The organism is Streptomyces sp. NPDC102278 (assembly GCF_044766345.1).
Taxonomy (GTDB): Bacteria; Actinomycetota; Actinomycetes; order Streptomycetales; family Streptomycetaceae; genus Streptomyces.
Genome location: NZ_JBIWLV010000001.1, coordinates 60399 through 77253, shown reverse-complemented (window position 1 = coordinate 77253; position 16855 = coordinate 60399). Strand labels below are relative to the sequence as shown.

Annotated in this window: 15 protein-coding genes and 1 pseudogene; 9 read left to right on the top strand and 7 right to left on the bottom strand. The window is 71.3% G+C overall.

Translation table 11 applies throughout. The annotated features are described in order from the left end of the window. Window positions 1–202: 202 nt before the first annotated feature. From ACIRO3_RS00305 to ACIRO3_RS00290, 4 genes and pseudogenes are all read right to left on the bottom strand, one after another. Window positions 203–949, bottom strand: a complete 747-nt coding sequence (locus tag ACIRO3_RS00305; protein WP_404131262.1) for a response regulator — start codon at window positions 947–949, stop codon at window positions 203–205. Then, window positions 946–2039, bottom strand: a pseudogene (locus ACIRO3_RS00300) (sensor histidine kinase). The gene ACIRO3_RS00305 and the pseudogene ACIRO3_RS00300 overlap by 4 nt, the downstream one beginning before the upstream one ends. A gap of 86 nt (window positions 2040–2125) precedes the next feature. Next, window positions 2126–2824 carry a glycerophosphodiester phosphodiesterase gene (locus tag ACIRO3_RS00295; protein WP_404131260.1) on the bottom strand — a complete coding sequence of 233 codons (699 nt, stop codon included), beginning with the start codon at window positions 2822–2824 and terminating at the stop codon, window positions 2126–2128. A 12-nt stretch (window positions 2825–2836) separates the two neighbouring features. After that, window positions 2837–3862 (bottom strand): adenosine deaminase, encoded by a 1026-nt coding sequence (locus ACIRO3_RS00290; RefSeq protein ID WP_404131259.1) that lies wholly within the window; start codon window positions 3860–3862, stop codon window positions 2837–2839. A 108-nt stretch (window positions 3863–3970) separates the two neighbouring features. On the opposite strand from ACIRO3_RS00290, the gene ACIRO3_RS00285 reads away from it, so the two are divergent. Beyond that, window positions 3971–4642, top strand: coding sequence for a DUF4190 domain-containing protein (locus ACIRO3_RS00285; protein WP_404131257.1), 672 nt, complete (start codon window positions 3971–3973; stop codon window positions 4640–4642). Window positions 4643–4706: 64 nt separating this feature from the next. Here ACIRO3_RS00285 and ACIRO3_RS00280 read toward each other — a convergent pair whose 3' ends face one another. Together ACIRO3_RS00280 and ACIRO3_RS00275 are read right to left on the bottom strand one after the other, a co-directional pair. Beyond that, a complete protein-coding gene (locus tag ACIRO3_RS00280; RefSeq protein ID WP_404131255.1) occupies window positions 4707–5138 on the bottom strand; it encodes an NUDIX domain-containing protein in 432 nt (143 codons plus the stop codon). A 38-nt stretch (window positions 5139–5176) separates the two neighbouring features. Beyond that, the gene (locus ACIRO3_RS00275; protein WP_404131253.1) at window positions 5177–5731 is read right to left on the bottom strand and encodes an NADAR family protein; all 555 of its coding nucleotides are present in this window, start codon (window positions 5729–5731) and stop codon (window positions 5177–5179) included. Window positions 5732–5925: 194 nt separating this feature from the next. On the opposite strand from ACIRO3_RS00275, the gene ACIRO3_RS00270 reads away from it, so the two are divergent. From ACIRO3_RS00270 to ACIRO3_RS00235, 8 genes are all read left to right on the top strand, one after another. Then, entirely contained in the window at window positions 5926–7440 is a 1515-nt protein-coding gene (locus tag ACIRO3_RS00270; protein ID WP_404131251.1) for a gamma-aminobutyraldehyde dehydrogenase, read from the top strand. A gap of 47 nt (window positions 7441–7487) precedes the next feature. Then, the gene (locus tag ACIRO3_RS00265; protein WP_404131249.1) at window positions 7488–8738 is read left to right on the top strand and encodes a spermidine/putrescine ABC transporter substrate-binding protein; all 1251 of its coding nucleotides are present in this window, start codon (window positions 7488–7490) and stop codon (window positions 8736–8738) included. Between the two features lie 160 nt (window positions 8739–8898). Further along, entirely contained in the window at window positions 8899–10050 is a 1152-nt protein-coding gene (locus ACIRO3_RS00260) for an ABC transporter ATP-binding protein (protein WP_365997979.1), read from the top strand. Continuing rightward, window positions 10047–10976: an ABC transporter permease gene (locus tag ACIRO3_RS00255; RefSeq protein ID WP_361771483.1), complete on the top strand. Its 930-nt coding sequence runs from the start codon at window positions 10047–10049 to the stop codon at window positions 10974–10976. Before ACIRO3_RS00260 ends, ACIRO3_RS00255 begins: the two co-directional genes overlap by 4 nt. Then, entirely contained in the window at window positions 10976–11782 is an 807-nt protein-coding gene (locus ACIRO3_RS00250; protein ID WP_404131246.1) for an ABC transporter permease, read from the top strand. The genes ACIRO3_RS00255 and ACIRO3_RS00250 overlap by 1 nt, the downstream gene beginning before the upstream one ends. Before the next feature lie 21 nt (window positions 11783–11803). Continuing rightward, window positions 11804–13222, top strand: coding sequence for an NAD(P)/FAD-dependent oxidoreductase (locus ACIRO3_RS00245; protein WP_404131244.1), 1419 nt, complete (start codon window positions 11804–11806; stop codon window positions 13220–13222). A gap of 292 nt (window positions 13223–13514) precedes the next feature. Beyond that, on the top strand, window positions 13515–13979 hold the full coding sequence (locus ACIRO3_RS00240) for a hypothetical protein (RefSeq protein WP_404131242.1): 465 nt from the start codon (window positions 13515–13517) through the stop codon (window positions 13977–13979). Window positions 13980–14079: 100 nt separating this feature from the next. Beyond that, complete coding sequence (locus ACIRO3_RS00235) at window positions 14080–15876, top strand: chitinase (protein WP_404132271.1); 1797 nt, start codon at window positions 14080–14082, stop codon at window positions 15874–15876. Window positions 15877–15933: 57 nt separating this feature from the next. Here the strand turns inward: ACIRO3_RS00235 and ACIRO3_RS00230 are convergent, their stop codons facing one another. After that, window positions 15934–16758 carry a phosphatase PAP2 family protein gene (locus tag ACIRO3_RS00230; protein ID WP_404131240.1) on the bottom strand — a complete coding sequence of 275 codons (825 nt, stop codon included), beginning with the start codon at window positions 16756–16758 and terminating at the stop codon, window positions 15934–15936. Between the last annotated feature and the right edge of the window lie 97 nt (window positions 16759–16855).

Genomic DNA, 16855 nt, shown 5'->3' with positions numbered 1-16855 from the left:
CCCAGCACCAAGGCGGTCGCGATCAAGGTGCGGGTCGTTGCGTTCATGGTCTTCATGGTGGGATCCCCCGTCGAATCTCCGGGCGACTCCCGCCCCGATGACCTCAATGTTGCTGGTCACGGGGGTGGTTGCGGATCCCCGACAAGAGGGGTTTTCAGCGGTACGACAACTCACCACCGCGGGGGAGGCGGATGCCGCCGACTCACTCTCCGGAGGGAGATACTCCGGAGCCGGAGCCGCATACGGCGCCGGAGGCGGAGGCGGAGACCGCGCCCTCGGACCGCCTTCCCGCCGCGATCAGACCCGTCTCGTAGGCACAGATCACCGCCTGGATCCGGTCCCGCAGCCCCAACTTCGCCAACACGTTCCCCACGTGCGACTTCACCGTGTGCCCGCTCACCGTCAGCGCCACCGCGATCTCCGCGTTGGACGGGCCCCGCCCCAGGTGCAGCAGCGTCTCCCGCTCCCGCGCCGTCAGCACGCCCAACCGCTCGGCCGACAGGGCGGACCCGGCCGCCGGTCGCGCCGTCACCGCCGTGTACTCCTCGATCAAACGCCGGGCCACCGACGGTGCCAACAGGGACTCGCCGGCCGCCACCACCCGCACGGCGTGCACCAGGTCGTCCCGCCGCACGTCCTTCAGGAGGAAGCCGCTCGCGCCCGCGTGCAGGGCCTCGTACACGTACTCGTCGGAGTCGAAGGTCGTCAGCATCACGGTCCGGCACGCGGTCTCCGCCGTGATCGTGCGACACGCCTCGATGCCGTCCCGCACCGGCATCCGCACGTCCAGCAGCGCCACGTCCGGCCGCAGGTCACGCACCGCCGTCACGGCCGCCGCGCCGTCGCCGACCTCGGCCACGACCTCGATGTCGTCCTGGACGTCCAGGATCATCGCGAAGCCGCTGCGCACCAGCTCCTGGTCGTCGGCCACCACCACGCGGATCGTCAACTCCCCACCTCCGGAGCCGACGTTACAAGGACCGCCCGCACCCGGAACCCCCGACCGTCCGCGCCCGGACCGGACTCGACGGTCCCGCCGTGGGCGGCCGCGCGCTCCCGGATGCCGATCAACCCGTGCCCGCCCGGGGAGCCGTCGCAACCCCGCCCGTCGTCCGTCACCTCCACCGCGAGGTCCCCCGACCCGTACTCCAGACGTACGGCCACGGTCGAGGCCCCGGCGTGCCGGACCACGTTCGTCAGGGCCTCCTGGACCACCCGGTACACCGTCGCCTCCAACGCGGCGGGCAGCGGGCACACCGCGCCGGTCCGCTCGTACGAGACGGCGGGCCCGCCGGCCCGCACCCGCTCCAGCAGCCCGGCCAGTTGCCCGATGTCCGGTTGCGGTCGACGCGGTGCGACCTCCTCCGTCCGCAGCACGCCCAACATCGCGCGCAGTTGGGCCATCGCGTCGCGGCCGGTGTCCGCTATGCGTCGAAGGCGGCCTCGGCCCGCTCGGGCGCCCGCCGTACCGCCACCGGACCGGCCTCGGCCTGCACGATCATGATGCTGACCGCGTGCGAGAGGATGTCGTGCATCTCCCGTGCGATCCGGGCCCGTTCCCGGGCCGCGGCCTGTTCCCGGGCCGCGGCCTGTTCCGCCTCGATCAGGTTCGCCCGCTCCAGCTCGGCGGCCCGTTCCTCGACGGCCCGCGTGTACGCCTGCCGGGCGACCTGGAGCCGGCCCAGCGCGTAGGCGGCGGCCGAGACGAAGAGGGTGAACAGCAACTCCCGCATGGTCCCGGTGTCCCAGCCCACCGACGCGACGATCGCCGCGCCCGTCAGCAGCGCGACGAGCAGGCGCACGCGGGCCGTGCACAGCAGGGCCACCGTGTAGTAGGCGATGAGCCCCGCGTACGGGAGCGGCTGGCCGGGTCCGTCCAGCGCGAGTTCGTAGAGGCCGCCCGCGACCAGAACGGCGACCAGCGCCGTCACCGGCGCCCGGCGGCGCCAGACCAGCGGAACCACGGTGAGCGTGGTCATCCCGTACGAGGGCCAGTCGGCGGCCGGCAGCGCGGGATCGCGGGGCACCAGGAACGGCATGGTGACGGCCAACTGCACCAACACTGCCGGCCACAGGTCCTGCCACCGCGGGTCGGCCCGCCGGACGCGCTCCCCCCAGGCGCGTATCACCGAAGCCGCTCGGCCCGCACGGCCGTCAACGCGTCCACCCGGTTCGTGGTGATGGAGTCGACGCCCGCCGCGATCAGCGCGCGCATCGAACGCTTCGTGTCGGCGGTCCACGCCGACACGAGCAGCCCGTCCCGGTGCAGGGCGTCGGTCAGCTCCCGGTCGACGAGCCCGAAGCGGTAGTTGAGCCAGGCCGGGGTCACCGCGTCGATGAGCACCCGGCGGGGCGGCGACAGCGTGTTCCAGGTCAGCGCGATCTCCGCACCGGGATCGGCGGCCCGCACCGCGAGCATCGACTCCGGGCCCGCGCAGTAGTACGTCCGGTCACGCGCCCCGCACTCGCGGACCTGGTCCACGACCGTCCGCACCGCGTCGGAGTCCGCGCCCGGCAGGTCCACCATCACCCGGCCCGCGCCCGCCGCCATCAGGGCCTCGCGCAGCGTGGGGACCCCGCCTCCCGCGAGCTCCTTGAGCTGCGCGGCCGTGACGGCGTCGAGCCGCACGTCGTGCCCCCACAGCCGCTGGAGCGTCTCGTCGTGCAGGAGCACCGGAACCCGGTCACGGGTGAGCCGGACGTCGATCTCGACCGCGTCCGCCCCCCGGGCGAAGGCGGAGCGGATCGAGTCCAGGGTGTTCTCGCGGACACGGTAGGGATCGCCGCGGTGGCCGACGGCAGTCAGGGTGCGCATGCACCCCATTGTGCTCGGGCGTCAGGAGGCCGGCCACGCGTCGGTGTACGTGTCGATCTCCGCGGTGAGCCGCGCCTTGCCGGCCGGGTCGAGGAAGGAGGCCTCCACGGCGTTCTTGGCCAACTGCGCCAGCCCGCGCTCGTCGAGGTCGAGGAGGCGTGCGGCCACCGCGTACTCGTTGTTGAGGTCGGAGCCGAACATCGGCGGGTCGTCGCTGTTGATGGTGACGAGCACGCCCGCGGCGACCATCTCCTTGACCGGGTGCGCGTCCATGTCGGTCACCACGCGGGTGGCGATGTTCGAGGTCGGGCAGACCTCCAGCGCGATCCGGTGTTCGGCGAGGTAGGCCAGCAGCTCGGGGTCCCGGACGGAGGTCGTGCCGTGGCCGATGCGCTCGGCGCCCAGCTCGCGGATGGCGTCCCAGACCGTCTCCGGTCCGGTGGACTCGCCGGCGTGCGGCACGCTGTGCAGGCCGGCCGCCCGGGCCCGGTCGAAGTACGGCTTGAACTGGGGGCGCGGGACACCGATCTCCGGACCGCCCAGGCCGAAGGAGACCAGCCCCTCGGGGCGCAGGTCGACGGCGAGGCGGGTGGTCTCGGCGGCGGCTTCCAGGCCGGCCTCGCCGGGAATGTCGAAGCACCAGCGCAGGATGACCCCGAGTTCGGTCTCGGCGTCCTTGCGGGCGTCCTCGATGGCCTCCATGAACGCCTTCTCCTCGATGCCGCGGCGGGTGGAGGAGTACGGGGTGATCGTCAGCTCGGCGTAGCGGATGTTCTGCCGGGCCATGTCGCGGGCGACCTCGAAGGTCAGCGTGCGGACGTCGTCGGGGGTGCGGACCAGGTCGACGACGGACAGGTAGACCTCGATGAAGTGGGCGAAGTCGGTGAAGGTGAAGTAGTCGGCGAGCGCCTCGGGGTCGGTGGGAACCTTCGAGTCCGGGTGGCGGGAGGCGAGTTCGGCCACGATGCGCGGGGAGGCCGAGCCGACGTGGTGCACGTGGAGTTCGGCCTTGGGAAGCCCCGCGATGAAGGGGTGCAGGTCGGGCATGGGTGCCTCCGGGAGGACACGGGTTCGGGCAGGTCGGCTTCATCGTAGGCAGGCCGGGGGAGTGTCGGTGGCAGCACTTAGCATGGCTGTACGAGAGGGGGGTGCCGTATGACCGACCAGAGCCCTGAACCGTCCGACCCGTGGGCACCGCCCGAGCGACCGGCGGTGGACCTCGGCAAGGGCCGGGGAACACCGGGCGGGCCGGGCGGCGCAGGCGTGCACGACCAGCCGACGATCGCCGGCATGCCGGGCGCGACGCACCCCGGTCCCTTCGACACCGCTCCCCAGCCCTTCGGTACGGCGGGGCAGCCCTTCGACGTGACCGCGCCGATCGATCCCGCCGGGTCCTGGGGGCAGGCTCCCGGCCCCGCCTACGGTTACCCGGCGCAGCCCGATCCCGCCGGATACGCCTACCCCGGGCCCCGGTTGCCGGGTGGTCCCGCTTCCTACACCCCCTGGGCCACCGCGCCCACCCCGCCGAGCAACGGCCTCGCCATCACGGGGTTCGTGCTCGGTCTGCTCTCGGTCCTCGCCTGCCCGACCGTGGTCGGCCCCGTCGCGCTCGGCATCGCCGCGGTGGCCTTCGGCGCGCTCGGCCGTGGCAAGGCGAACCGGGGCCAGGCCGGCAACGGCGGACTCGCGTTGGCCGGTGTCATCCTCGGTGCGGTCGGCATCGTGATCGGCGTGCTCGTGACCTCCGCCGTCTTCTTCGGCCCGGCCTTCGACGACGTGGACCGCGACGGGCCGTACGAGGACACCGGGGTCCAGGAGCGCATATGACCGCCCGGCGCGCCCGTGCGGATCAGGGCCCGGGGCGTTCGGTGGGGGAAGCGGTCGCAGCGGGTCAGACCCGGGCCGCCATCAGCAGCGTCGGCACCATGACGACCCCGTCGCCGTCCTGCCCGAGAGACCCGACGGCGTCGCCGCCGGGGCCGTCCCCGGTCCCGCGTGACAGGGGGACCCAGATCAGCCCCACCATCCGGGGACAGTCGCACCGCAGGTCCTCGTCCACCCCGAGGCGGGGCTCCCCGGGCGCGACGTCCACGCGGTAGCAGGCGGTCCAGCCCGACGGGTACGGCGACTCGTACGCGAACCGCACGTCCAGGGCGCGCAGGCCGACCTCCTCGGCCACCTCGCGCCGCACCGCCTCCTCGGGTTCCTCCCCGGGTTCCAGCCCGCCGCCGGGCAGCGTCCAGTACTCCGGTCCGTCGTGCCGGCCGGCGGGTCCCCTGCCCCGCTCCCGGACCATGAGCACGCAGCCGTCCCGGATGATCACCGCGGCGACCCTGCGTCGACCGGGTATGCCCGCACCCGTCACGCGGCGTCCGTCCGCAGCCGGTCGCGGGCCTCCATCAGGGCGAAGCCGAGCAGGTTCAGTCCGCGCCACCGGGCCGGGTCCGGGGCCCGGTCGTCGTCGGCCGAGAGTCCGATGCCCCAGATCCGGTCCATCGGGCTCGCCTCCACGAGCACCCGGTTCCCGGTGCCCAGCAGGTACCCGCGCAGCGCCGGATCGGAGCCGAACTTGTGCACGCTGCCCTCCACGACCAGCGCGAACCGCTCCCGTTCCCAGACGGCGTTGTCGAAGTCGCGCACGAGGCGGCCGGCGTTCTTCGCCTCGGCCGGGGTGGCGGCCTCCAGCGCGGCACGCTCCGCCTCGGCGTCCCCGAATATCCTGGCCTTGCCGGCCATCATCCAGTGCTCGGCGGTGGCATACCGGACATCACCCACAGTGAAAGCGGAAGGCCACCACTGGCTGAGGCAGCTCGGGCCGAGCGTCCCGTCCGCGCGCGGCCGGTGCCCCCAGAACGGCAGGAACTTCAGCCGTTCACCCCGGCTGACCTGCTTGATCAATGCGTCGATCATCTCCATGCACGCGAGTCTGACACTCGCCACGGACACTTCGTACGGGATTTCCGGCGTGCCTCGACACATGGTCGACCGATTCCGTCGCGTAATCAAAAGGCAACAACGGAATCACTTGGCCGAGGCCACTGCCTCTGTCAGGATCGGCACTCAATTCGGGCTGTAGTCCGAACTGTAGCTACGGAGAGCGTGAGAGCGTTATGGGCAACCGCTTCCAGGTCAAGGACCGCTTCGCGGACGGCGCGCAGTACATCGACGGCAGGCTCAGGGCCGGCACCTCGGGGCAATCACACACCGTGATCGACCCGGCCACCGGCGACGAGGTGCTCACCTACGAACTCGCGGGCACCGCGGACGTGGACGAGGCCGTGGCCGCCGCCAAGAGGGCCTTCCCGGCCTGGTCCGCCGCCACCCCCGGGGAGCGCTCGGACGCGCTGCACCGGCTGGCCGCCGTACTGGCCGAGCAGGCCGACGACTTCGCCCGCGCGGAGTCGCTCCAGTGCGGCAAGCCGCTCAAGCTGTCCACGGAGTTCGACGTACCGGGGACCATCGACAACACCGCCTTCTTCGCGGGCGCGGCCCGTCACCTCCAGGGGCAGGCCGCCGCCGAGTACTCCGGCGACCACACCTCCTACGTGCGCCGCGAGGCCATCGGGGTGGTCGGCTCCATCGCTCCCTGGAACTATCCGCTCCAGATGGCCGCCTGGAAGATCCTTCCGGCCATCGCCGCGGGCAACACCATCGTGCTGAAGCCCGCCGAGCTGACCCCGCTGACCTCCCTGATGTTCGCCCAGGCGGCCAAGGACGCGGGCCTGCCCGACGGTGTGATCAACATCGTCACCGGCGCCGGCCGGGAGGCGGGGGAGCACCTCGTGGGGCACCCGGACGTGGTCATGACCTCGTTCACCGGTTCCACGGCCGTCGGCAAGCGGGTCGCCGAGATCGCCACCGCCACCGTCAAGCGGCTCCACCTGGAACTCGGCGGGAAGGCCCCCTTCCTCGTCTTCGACGACGCCGACCTGGAGGCCGCCGCGCACGGCGCCGTCGCCGCCTCCCTCATCAACACCGGCCAGGACTGCACCGCCGCCACCCGCGCGTACGTCCAGCGCCCCCTGCACGACGCCTTCGTCGCGCGGGTCGCCGAGCTGATGGAGACCGTCCGTCTCGGTGACCCCTTCGCGCCCACCACGGACCTCGGCCCGCTGGTCTCCCACGCCCAGCGCGACCGGGTCGCCGCGTTCGTCGAACGCGCCCGCTCCTACGCCACCGTCGTCACCGGCGGCGAGAGCCCCGAAGGGGACCTGGCCGCCGGGGCCTACTACCGGCCGACCCTGATCTCCGGCGCGGCCCAGGACAGCGAGGTCGTCCAGTCCGAGATCTTCGGGCCGGTGCTCGTGGTCCTGCCGTTCGACACCGACGACGAGGGCCTCGCGCTGGCCAACGACACCCCGTACGGACTCGCGGCCTCCGCCTGGAGCCGGGACCTCTACCGGGCCAACCGGGCCACCCGCGAGCTCAAGGCGGGTTGTGTCTGGGTCAACGACCACATCCCGATCATCAGCGAGATGCCTCACGGGGGCTACAAGGCCAGCGGCTTCGGAAAGGACATGAGTTCCTACTCCTTCGAGGAGTACACGCAGGTCAAGCACGTGATGTACGACAACACCGCGGTCGCCGCGAAGGATTGGCACCGCACGATCTTCGGGGACCGATAGCCACGACGCCGCCGCCGGCGGCCCTGCCACCCGAAAGGGCACAGCTCATGGAGCAGTTCGATCCCGAGCGTCTCTCGGCGCCGCAACTCAACGCGATACGGCGCAGCCTCGCCAGTGGGCGTGGCGCCCTCACCCGCCGTTCGCTGTTGCGCGCCTCGGGAGTCGGGGCGCTCACCCTCGGCGGCCTGTCGGCCCTGAGCGGCTGCGGGATCCCGCCCGCCCAGCGGCAGGACGGCACGGCGGCGGCGTCCGACGACCGCTCGGAACAGGAGAAGGAGATCAACTTCTCCAACTGGACCGAGTACATGGACACCAGCGACGACGAGAAGAGCCGTCCCACCCTGGAGGAGTTCGCCAAGCGGACGGGGATCAAGGTCAAGTACACCGAGGACATCAACGACAACGTCGAGTTCTTCGGCAAGATCCGCCCGCAGCTCGCGGCCGGCCAGGACACCGGCCGCGACCTGATCGTCGTCACCGACTGGCTCGCCGCGCGCATCATCAGACTCGGCTGGGCGCAGAAGCTGGACCCCGCCCGCCTCCCGCACGCCTACGCCAACCTGTCCCCGCAGTTCCGCAACCCCGACTGGGACCCGGGCCGTTCCCACAGCTACCCGTGGACCGGCATCTCCACCGTCATCGCCTACAACTCCAAGGCCACCGGCGGCAAGACGGTCGACTCCGTCACCCAACTGCTCGACGACCCCACGCTCAAGGGCCGGGTCGGCTTCCTGACGGAGATGCGCGACAGCGTCGGCATGACCCTCCTCGACCAGGGCAAGGACCCGGCGAACTTCACCACGGCCGACTACGACCAGGCCATCGGCCGGCTCCAGAAGGGCGTGGACAAGAAGCAGATCCGGCGCTTCACCGGCAACGACTACACCGCCGACCTCGACAAGGGCGACCTCGCCGCCTGCCTCGCCTGGGCGGGCGACGTCATCCAACTCCAGGCCGGCAACCCGGACATCAAGTACGCGATCCCCGCGGCCGGCTACATCACCTCCAGCGACAACCTGCTGGTCCCCACCCAGGCCCGGCACAAGGCCAACGCCGAGCGGCTCATCGACTACTACTACGAGCTCCCGGTCGCCGCCCGACTGGCCGCGTACATCAGCTACGTCTGCCCGGTCGAGGGCGTCAAGGACGAGCTGGCGAAGATCGACCCCGAGCTCGCGGAGAACGCCCTGATCGTCCCGGACAAGGCGATGACCGCCAAGTCCCACGCCTTCCGCTCCCTCAGCTCCGAGGAAGAGACGGCGTACGAGGAGAAGTTCGCCAAGCTCATCGGCGCCTGACGGACCCCGCCGCCTCCTCGGCACGGGAACCGGCACGCACCCGCGGCGCCACCGGCACGCACCCGCCGCGGCGCCGCCGCCGGCGCCCCCACGTACCTGCCAGGCGCCGGCACCCGCATTCCCGCACCCTTCCGACGACCACCACCGAAGGCCGCGACCCATGACTGACAAGACCGCGGGCGGCGACGTCCGCCTCGCCGGGATCAGCAAGCACTACGGTTCCTTCACCGCCGTGCATCCGCTGGACCTCACCATCCCCCAGGGCTCCTTCTTCGCGCTGCTCGGCGCCTCGGGCTGCGGGAAGACCACCACCCTGCGCATGATCGCCGGATTGGAGGAGCCCTCCACCGGCACGGTCAGCCTCGGCGACCGCGAGGTCACCGACCTGCCGCCCTACAAACGCCCGGTCAACACCGTCTTCCAGAGCTACGCCCTCTTCCCGCACCTCGACGTCTCCGAGAACGTCGCCTTCGGACTGCGTCGCCGCGGCGTCAAGTCCGTCAAGAAGCAGGTGGACGAGATGCTGGAGCTGGTCCAGCTCGGGCAGTTCGCCGGCCGCAAGCCGCACCAACTGTCCGGCGGCCAGCAGCAGCGCGTGGCGGTCGCCCGCGCGCTCATCAACCACCCGCAGGTGCTGCTCCTCGACGAACCCCTCGGCGCCCTCGACCTCAAACTGCGCCGTCAGATGCAGCTGGAGCTCAAGCGCATCCAGACCGAGGTCGGCATCACCTTCGTGCACGTCACGCACGACCAGGAGGAGGCCATGACCATGGCCGACACGGTCGCGGTGATGAACGGCGGCCGCGTCGAGCAGCTCGGCGCCCCCGCCGAGCTGTACGAGAACCCGAAGACCACGTTCGTCGCGAACTTCCTCGGCACCTCCAACCTCATCGAGGCCGAGGTGTTGGAGGCGGGTTCGGGGGACGTCGTCGTGTCGAGCGCCGAAACCTTGCTGCGACTGCCCGGCGCCCGATGTTCGACCACACCCCGCGCCGGCGAAAAGCTGCTGGTCGGGGTGCGTCCCGAGAAGATATCCCTGGTCCACGCGGACGAGGAACACACCATCGGCGCCGGCCGGAACAAGGTCGCGGGCCGGATCGTGAACTCCTCCTTCATCGGGGTGTCCACCCAGTACGTCATCGACAGCCGGGTCTGCCCCGAGCTGGAGGTGTACGCGCAGAACATCGAACGCGACGCCCGCCTGGTCCCGGGCGCCGAGGTGATCCTGCACTGGAACCCGGCGCACACCTTCGGCCTCGACGCCGCCCAGGACATCGACGCGGGGATCGAGACGGTCGAGGAGTCCGCGTGACCACCACCGTCGCGCCGCCGCAGGCGCCCGCCCCGACCGAGCCCCCGGTCCACAAGCCGTCGCTGCGCAAGCGCCTGATCCCGTACTGGCTGTTGCTGCCGGGCATCCTGTGGCTGCTGGTGTTCTTCGTGCTGCCGATGGTCTACCAGGCGTCGACCTCGGTGCAGACGGGCTCCCTCGAAGAGGGCTTCGAGGTCACCTGGCACTTCCAGACGTACTGGGACGCCTTCGCGGACTACCTCCCGCAGTTCCTGCGCTCCCTGCTGTACGCCGGTACCGCGACCGTCCTGTGCCTGCTGTTGGGGTACCCGCTGGCCTATCTGATCGCCTTCAAGGCGGGCCGGTGGAGAAACCTTCTGCTGGTGCTGGTGATCGCCCCGTTCTTCACCAGTTTCCTGATCCGCACGCTGGCCTGGAAGACGATCCTGGCCGACGGCGGCCCGGTGGTCGACGTCCTCAACACGGTCGGCTTCCTCGACGTCACCAGCTGGCTGGGCATGACCGAGGGCGACCGGGTGTTGGCCACGCCGCTCGCGGTCGTCTGCGGTCTGACGTACAACTTCCTCCCCTTCATGATCCTTCCGCTGTACACCTCCCTGGAGCGGATCGACACCCGCCTCCACGAGGCCGCCGGGGACCTCTACGCCCGCCCCGCCACGGTCTTCCGGAAGGTGACCTTCCCGCTCTCGATGCCGGGCGTGGTCTCCGGGACCCTGCTCACCTTCATCCCCGCGAGCGGCGACTACGTCAACGCGGAACTGCTCGGGTCCACGGACACCCGGATGATCGGCAACGTCATCCAGTCGCAGTACCTGCGGATCCTCGATTACCCGACGGCGGCCGCGCTGTCCTTCATCCTCATGGCCATCGTGCTGATCATGGTCACCATCTACATCCGCCGAGCGGGGACGGAGGACCTGGTCTGATGCGCACCACCACCACGTGGCTCCGCCGCAACCTCGTCGTGATCGCGGGCCTCGGCACGCTCGCCTACCTGATCCTGCCGAACGTCGTCGTCACCGTCTTCTCCTTCAACAACCCCGCCGGCCGGTTCAACTACGCCTGGCAGGAGTTCTCCCTCGACGCGTGGAAGGACCCCTGCGGCGTCGCCGACCTGTGCGGCTCGCTCTCCCTGTCGCTCCAGATCGCGCTCTGGGCCACCCTCGCCGCGACCTGCCTGGGCACCGCCATAGCCTTCGCGATGGTCCGCTACCGCTTCCGGGGGCGCGGCGCCGTCAACTCGCTCATCTTCCTGCCCATGGCCATGCCCGAGATCGTGATGGCCGCCTCGCTGCTGGCGCTCTTCCTCAACATGGGCATCCAGCTGGGCTTCTGGACGATCCTCATCGCCCACGTCATGTTCTGCCTCAGCTTCGTCGTCGCCGCCGTCAAGGCGCGCGTCCTGTCGATGGACCCGCGGCTGGAGGAGGCCGCCCGCGACCTCTACGCGGGCCCGGTGCAGACCTTCCTGCGGGTCACCCTGCCCATCGCGGCCCCCGGCATCGCGGCGGGCGCGCTGCTGTCCTTCGCGCTCTCCTTCGACGACTTCATCATCACCAACTTCAACTCGGGCAACACCGTCACCTTCCCCATGTTCGTCTGGGGATCGGCCCAGCGCGGTACGCCCGTCCAGATCAACGTCATCGGCACGGCGATGTTCGTCATCGCGGTGCTGGTGGTCCTCACCGGCCAGATGGTCGGGAACCGCCGCAAGAAAGCACAGCCCAATTAACTCTGTAGGGAGTTGGAAGCCATGGCCCCAGTCGCCATGCGAAGCGTTGCCCGATCACTTTCCGAAGCACTGCCGGTCTCGTACTGGCTGGACGACCCCGGCAAGCCGGCCGCGCTGCCGGCGCTGACCTCCGACGAGGCCTGCGACCTGCTGGTCATCGGCGGTGGCTACACCGGCCTGTGGACCGCGCTCATCGCCAAGGAGCGCGACCCCGCCCGGGACGTCGTCCTGATCGAGTCCAAGGAGGCGGGCTGGGCCGCCTCCGGCCGCAACGGCGGCTTCTGCGCCGCCTCCCTCACCCACGGCCTCGCCAACGGCATGGCCCGCTGGCCCGGCGAACTCGCCAAGCTGGAGGAGCTGGGCGCCCGCAACCTCGACGAGATCGAGGCGGCGGTCGTCCGGTACGGCATCGACTGCGACTTCGAGCGGACCGGCGAGATCGACGTCGCCACCGAGCCCCACCAGGTCGAGGAATTGCGCGAACTGCACGAGGAGGCCCGGAAGATGGGCCTGGCGGGCGGCGCGCGCTGGCTCGACCGCGACGAGGTGCGCGCCGAGGTGGACTCCCCGACCTTCCTCGCGGGTCTGTGGGACACCGACGGAGTGGCGATGCTCAACCCCGCCAAGCTCGCGTGGGGTCTGAAGAAGGCCTGCACGGACCTGGGCGTACGGATCTACGAGAACACCCGCGGCCTCTCCCTGGCCCCCTCCGGCGCCGGGATGGCCGTCCGCACCCCCTACGGCCGGGTCTTCGCCCGCCGGGTGGCCCTGGGGACGAACATCTTCCCCTCCCTGGTCAAGCGGATCCGCCCCCTCACGGTCCCCGTCTACGACTACGCCCTGATGACCGAGCCCCTCACGGCCGACCAGCTGAAGGCCATCGGCTGGACGAACCGGCAGGGCCTGGGCGACAGCGCCAACCAGTTCCACTACTTCCGCATCACCCCGGAGAACCGCATCCTGTGGGGCGGCTACGACGCCATCTACCCCTACCGGGGACGCCTCGACTCCGAGTACGACGACCGCCCCGAGACCTACCTGAAGCTCGCGCGGCACTTCTTCACGGCGTTCCCGCAGTTGGAGGGCGTGAAGTTCAGCCACGCCTGGGGCGGGGCGATCGACACCTGCTCGCGCTTCTCCGCCTTCTTCGGCACCGCGCACTCCGGCAAGGTCGCCTACGCGGCCGGCTACACCGGACTCGGGGTGGGGGCCACCCGCTTCGGCGCCGACGTGATGCTGGACCTGCTGGACGGCGCCACCACGGCGCGCACCGAGCTGGAGATGGTGAGGTCCAAGCCGCTGCCGTTCCCGCCGGAGCCGTTCGCCTGGACCGGGATCACCTTGACGAAGTGGTCGCTGGCCCGCGCGGACGCCCGCGGCGGGCGGCGGAACCTGTGGCTCAAGACGCTGGACCGGCTCGGTCTGGGCTTCGACAGCTGAACCGTCGACGGGGGCGGCCACCCGGACCGGATGCCCGGCGGTCCCGGGTGGTCGGATGTCCGGGGGTACGGGGGCCCGGATGTCCGGATGCCCGCGTGGCCGCGGGCCCGGCCGTCGACCCGTTGATCGGGTTGTCGGTTGATCGAGGCCCGCACGCCGGGCGCATTCGGCCCGTCGACATGTGACCCGCTTCACCACCACGGGGTGGCGAAACCCGCGTCATAGTCGCGTCCCGCCCCGCTCTCTCCCGGTGAGAACCCTTCACCGAGCGACAGCGAACGGAGACCGGGAGATGACGATCCCCGAGGACAAAACGGCGGTCGAGTGGCTGGTGTCGGTGGCACCGGATCCCGATGCCTGCCGGTGGGAATGGGAGCGCAACCCCTTCGGGGTCGTGCTCCTGCCCGCCGGCAGGAGCTGGGACGTGCTGATCCTGCCCGGTGCGCTGGGACAGGCCACCCTCGACGTACTGACCCTGCTCATCGACCGGCCCGGCCCGGTGCTCGCCGAACTCGGCGAGTCCAGGCTGGGCTTCTTCGTGCCCGCCGGCACCGCCTCCCGATGGCTCGGAACGGGCGTCCGGGGGGTCGGCCACGGAACCTGGATCGTCGTCCCGTACCCGGGTCGGGCGACCGGCGGGGTCCGCTGGGTGGTGCTCCCGGACGGCCGCGGGACGCTCACCGACCCCGCCGTGCTGGAACTCGCGATGCACGAGGCCGCGGCACGGGTCGCGGCGGAGGAGGGCCGGAAACCTTGACAAGAGCATTGGTCTGGACCATCTTGGGCGCCACTCCCCTCCATCCCCCCATATACCGGAGGCAGTTGTGCGCGCACCCCGCAGGGTCGCTACCGGAACCCTGTCCCTGTTCACGGCCGCCGCCCTCGCAGTGGCCGGTCTCCTCGCCGCGGGTCCACCGGCCGCGGCCGCCGACGCCGACCTGGCGCGCAACGGCGGCTTCGAGGCCGGACTCGACGGCTGGAGCTGCCCGGGCGGCGGCGCGGTGGCCGTCACCACCCCCGTCCACGGCGGGAGTTCCGCCCTCAAGGCCACCCCGGCCGGCCAGGACAACGGGCGCTGCGCCCAGACCGTCACCGTCAAGCCGGACTCCACGTACACGCTCGGCGCCTGGGTGCAGGGCGCGTACGTCTACCTCGGCGCGGCCGGGACCGGGACCACCGACGTGTCCGTCTGGACGCAGAGCCCGGGCGCCTGGAAGCAGTTGAGCACCACCTTCCGCACGGGCCCCGCCACCACCTCGGTGACGGTGTACACCCACGGCTGGTACGGCCAGCCCCCCCACTTCACGGACGACGTCACCCTCGTCGGCCCGGACCCGGGCCAGACCCAACCCCAGCCCCCGGCCGCCCCCACCGGCCTGACCGCGTCCGCCGCCTCGTCGAGCGCCGTGAACCTCTCCTGGGCGGCCGCCCAGGGCGCCACGTCGTACAAGGTGCACCGCGCGGGCGCCGCCGCGCTGACCGTCGGCGGCCCCTCGGCGACGGTCACCGGCCTGACCGCGTCCACCACCTACACCTTCCAGGTCAGCGCGGTGAACGCGGCGGGCGAATCCCCCAAGGGAGCCCCCGTCACGGTGACCACCGCCGGCGACGGAGGCGGCGATCCGGGCAACCCCGGACTGCCCGCCCACGCCCTGGTCGGCTACCTGCACGCGAGCTTCGCCAACGGCTCCGGCTATGTGCGCATGGCCGACGTGCCCGCGTCGTGGGACGTCATCAACCTGGCCTTCGGCGAACCGACCTCGGTCACCTCGGGTGACATCCGCTTCTCGCTGTGCCCGGTCAGCGAGTGCCCGAACGTCGAATCGGTCGCCGAGTTCAAGGCCGCCATCAAGGCCAAGCAGGCGGCCGGCAAGAAGGTCCTGATCTCGATCGGCGGCCAGAACGGCCAGGTCCAGCTGGGCACCACGGCCGCCCGCGACACCTTCGTCTCATCCGTCAGCAAGATCATCGATGAGTACGGGCTCAACGGCCTCGACATCGACTTCGAAGGCCACTCCCTCTCCCTGGCCACCGGCGACACCGACTTCCGCGCCCCCACCACCCCGGTGATCGTCAACCTGATCTCCGCAGTCAAGACCCTCAAGGCCAAGTACGGGCCCGACTTCGTCCTGACCATGGCCCCCGAGACCTTCTTCGTCCAGCTCGGATACCAGTACTACGGCTCCGGCCCCTGGGGCGGCCAGGACCCGCGCGCCGGCGCGTACCTCCCGGTGATCCACGCCCTGCGCGACGACCTCACCCTGCTCCACGTCCAGGACTACAACTCCGGCTCGATCATGGGACTCGACAACCAGTACCACTCCATGGGCGGCGCCGACTTCCACATCGCCATGACCGACATGCTCCTCACCGGCTTCCCCGTCGCGGGCAACACCGCCCGCGTCTTCCCGCCGCTGCGCCCCGAGCAGGTCGCCATCGGCCTGCCGGCGACGACCAACGCGGGCAACGGCCACACCTCGCCGGCCGAGGTCACCAAAGCCCTGGACTGCCTGACGAAGAAGACCAACTGCGGGACCTACCAGACCCACGGCACCTGGCCCTCCCTGCGCGGCCTGATGACCTGGTCGATCAACTGGGACCGCTTCGGGGGCTGGGAGTTCTCCCGGAACTTCGACGGGTACTTCGGCGGCTGACGGACGGCTGCGCGAGGTGGCGGCGGTCGGCGGGGGCCCGGCCCCCACGGCCCGGGCTCAGCCCGCCCGCCCGCCTTCCCGACCGGTCTCCCGATCCCCCTCTCGTCGGCCGCCGGGCCCCGCGACTCGGCGGACGACGAGCAACAGGGGCGTGCACATCAGAACGCTGGCCACCACGTCCAGCGGCCAGTGGAAGCCCCGCAGGATCAGGCCCGCCGCCGTCAGCGCGGCCAGGGCGAGCGAGAGGGGGACCGGCCAGGGCCGTCGCGTGTACGGGGCGATCAGCAGGGCCGCGCCCACGTACGCCACCAGGGAGGTGGCCGTGTGGCCGGAGGGGAAGTACCCGGCGGCCCAGGGCTCCAGGGGACCCGGGCGGGCGGTCCACTCCTTGAGCGGCACGATCAGCGCGGGAACCGTGACCATGGCCAGCCCCGCCGTCAGCGCGGCCGGGCGGCGGCCGCGCCAGGCGGCGTACGCCATCGCCAACGCCAGGACGGGCAGCGCGACGGGGATGTTGCCGAGGTCCGAGAGGCGTTCGGTGACCGGGTCGGGGACCGCGCGGACGACGGCGCGGCTGAACTCCTCGTCGGGCACCAGCAGCGGCCCGGAGACGAGGACCTGCCAGGTGATCAGGGCGAAGAGCAGTGCGCAGAACGCGCAGAGGGCGCCGAAGGGCGCGAGGGAAGTGGCCGGCCGTCCCGGAACAGGGGGGATGGTTCCGGGACGGCCGCCCGGATCGGGTTGCCGGGCGCCCCGGGGGGTTTGGGGCGAACGGCCGTCCGATCGGTGAGGAGTGTGCGCGAACGCATGCCCAATACGGCGCTGGGGAAGCCCGGTACTGGTGTCGCCCTCGGTTTCCCGTGAGCGGGGTGTCTCACTCATCTGCAGAAACCGTACGCCAACCCGAAGGGGGCCGGCAGCGGGATCGCGCTCCCGCCATCGGCCCCCCACACGTTCTTCACAGTGTCCGACCGTTACC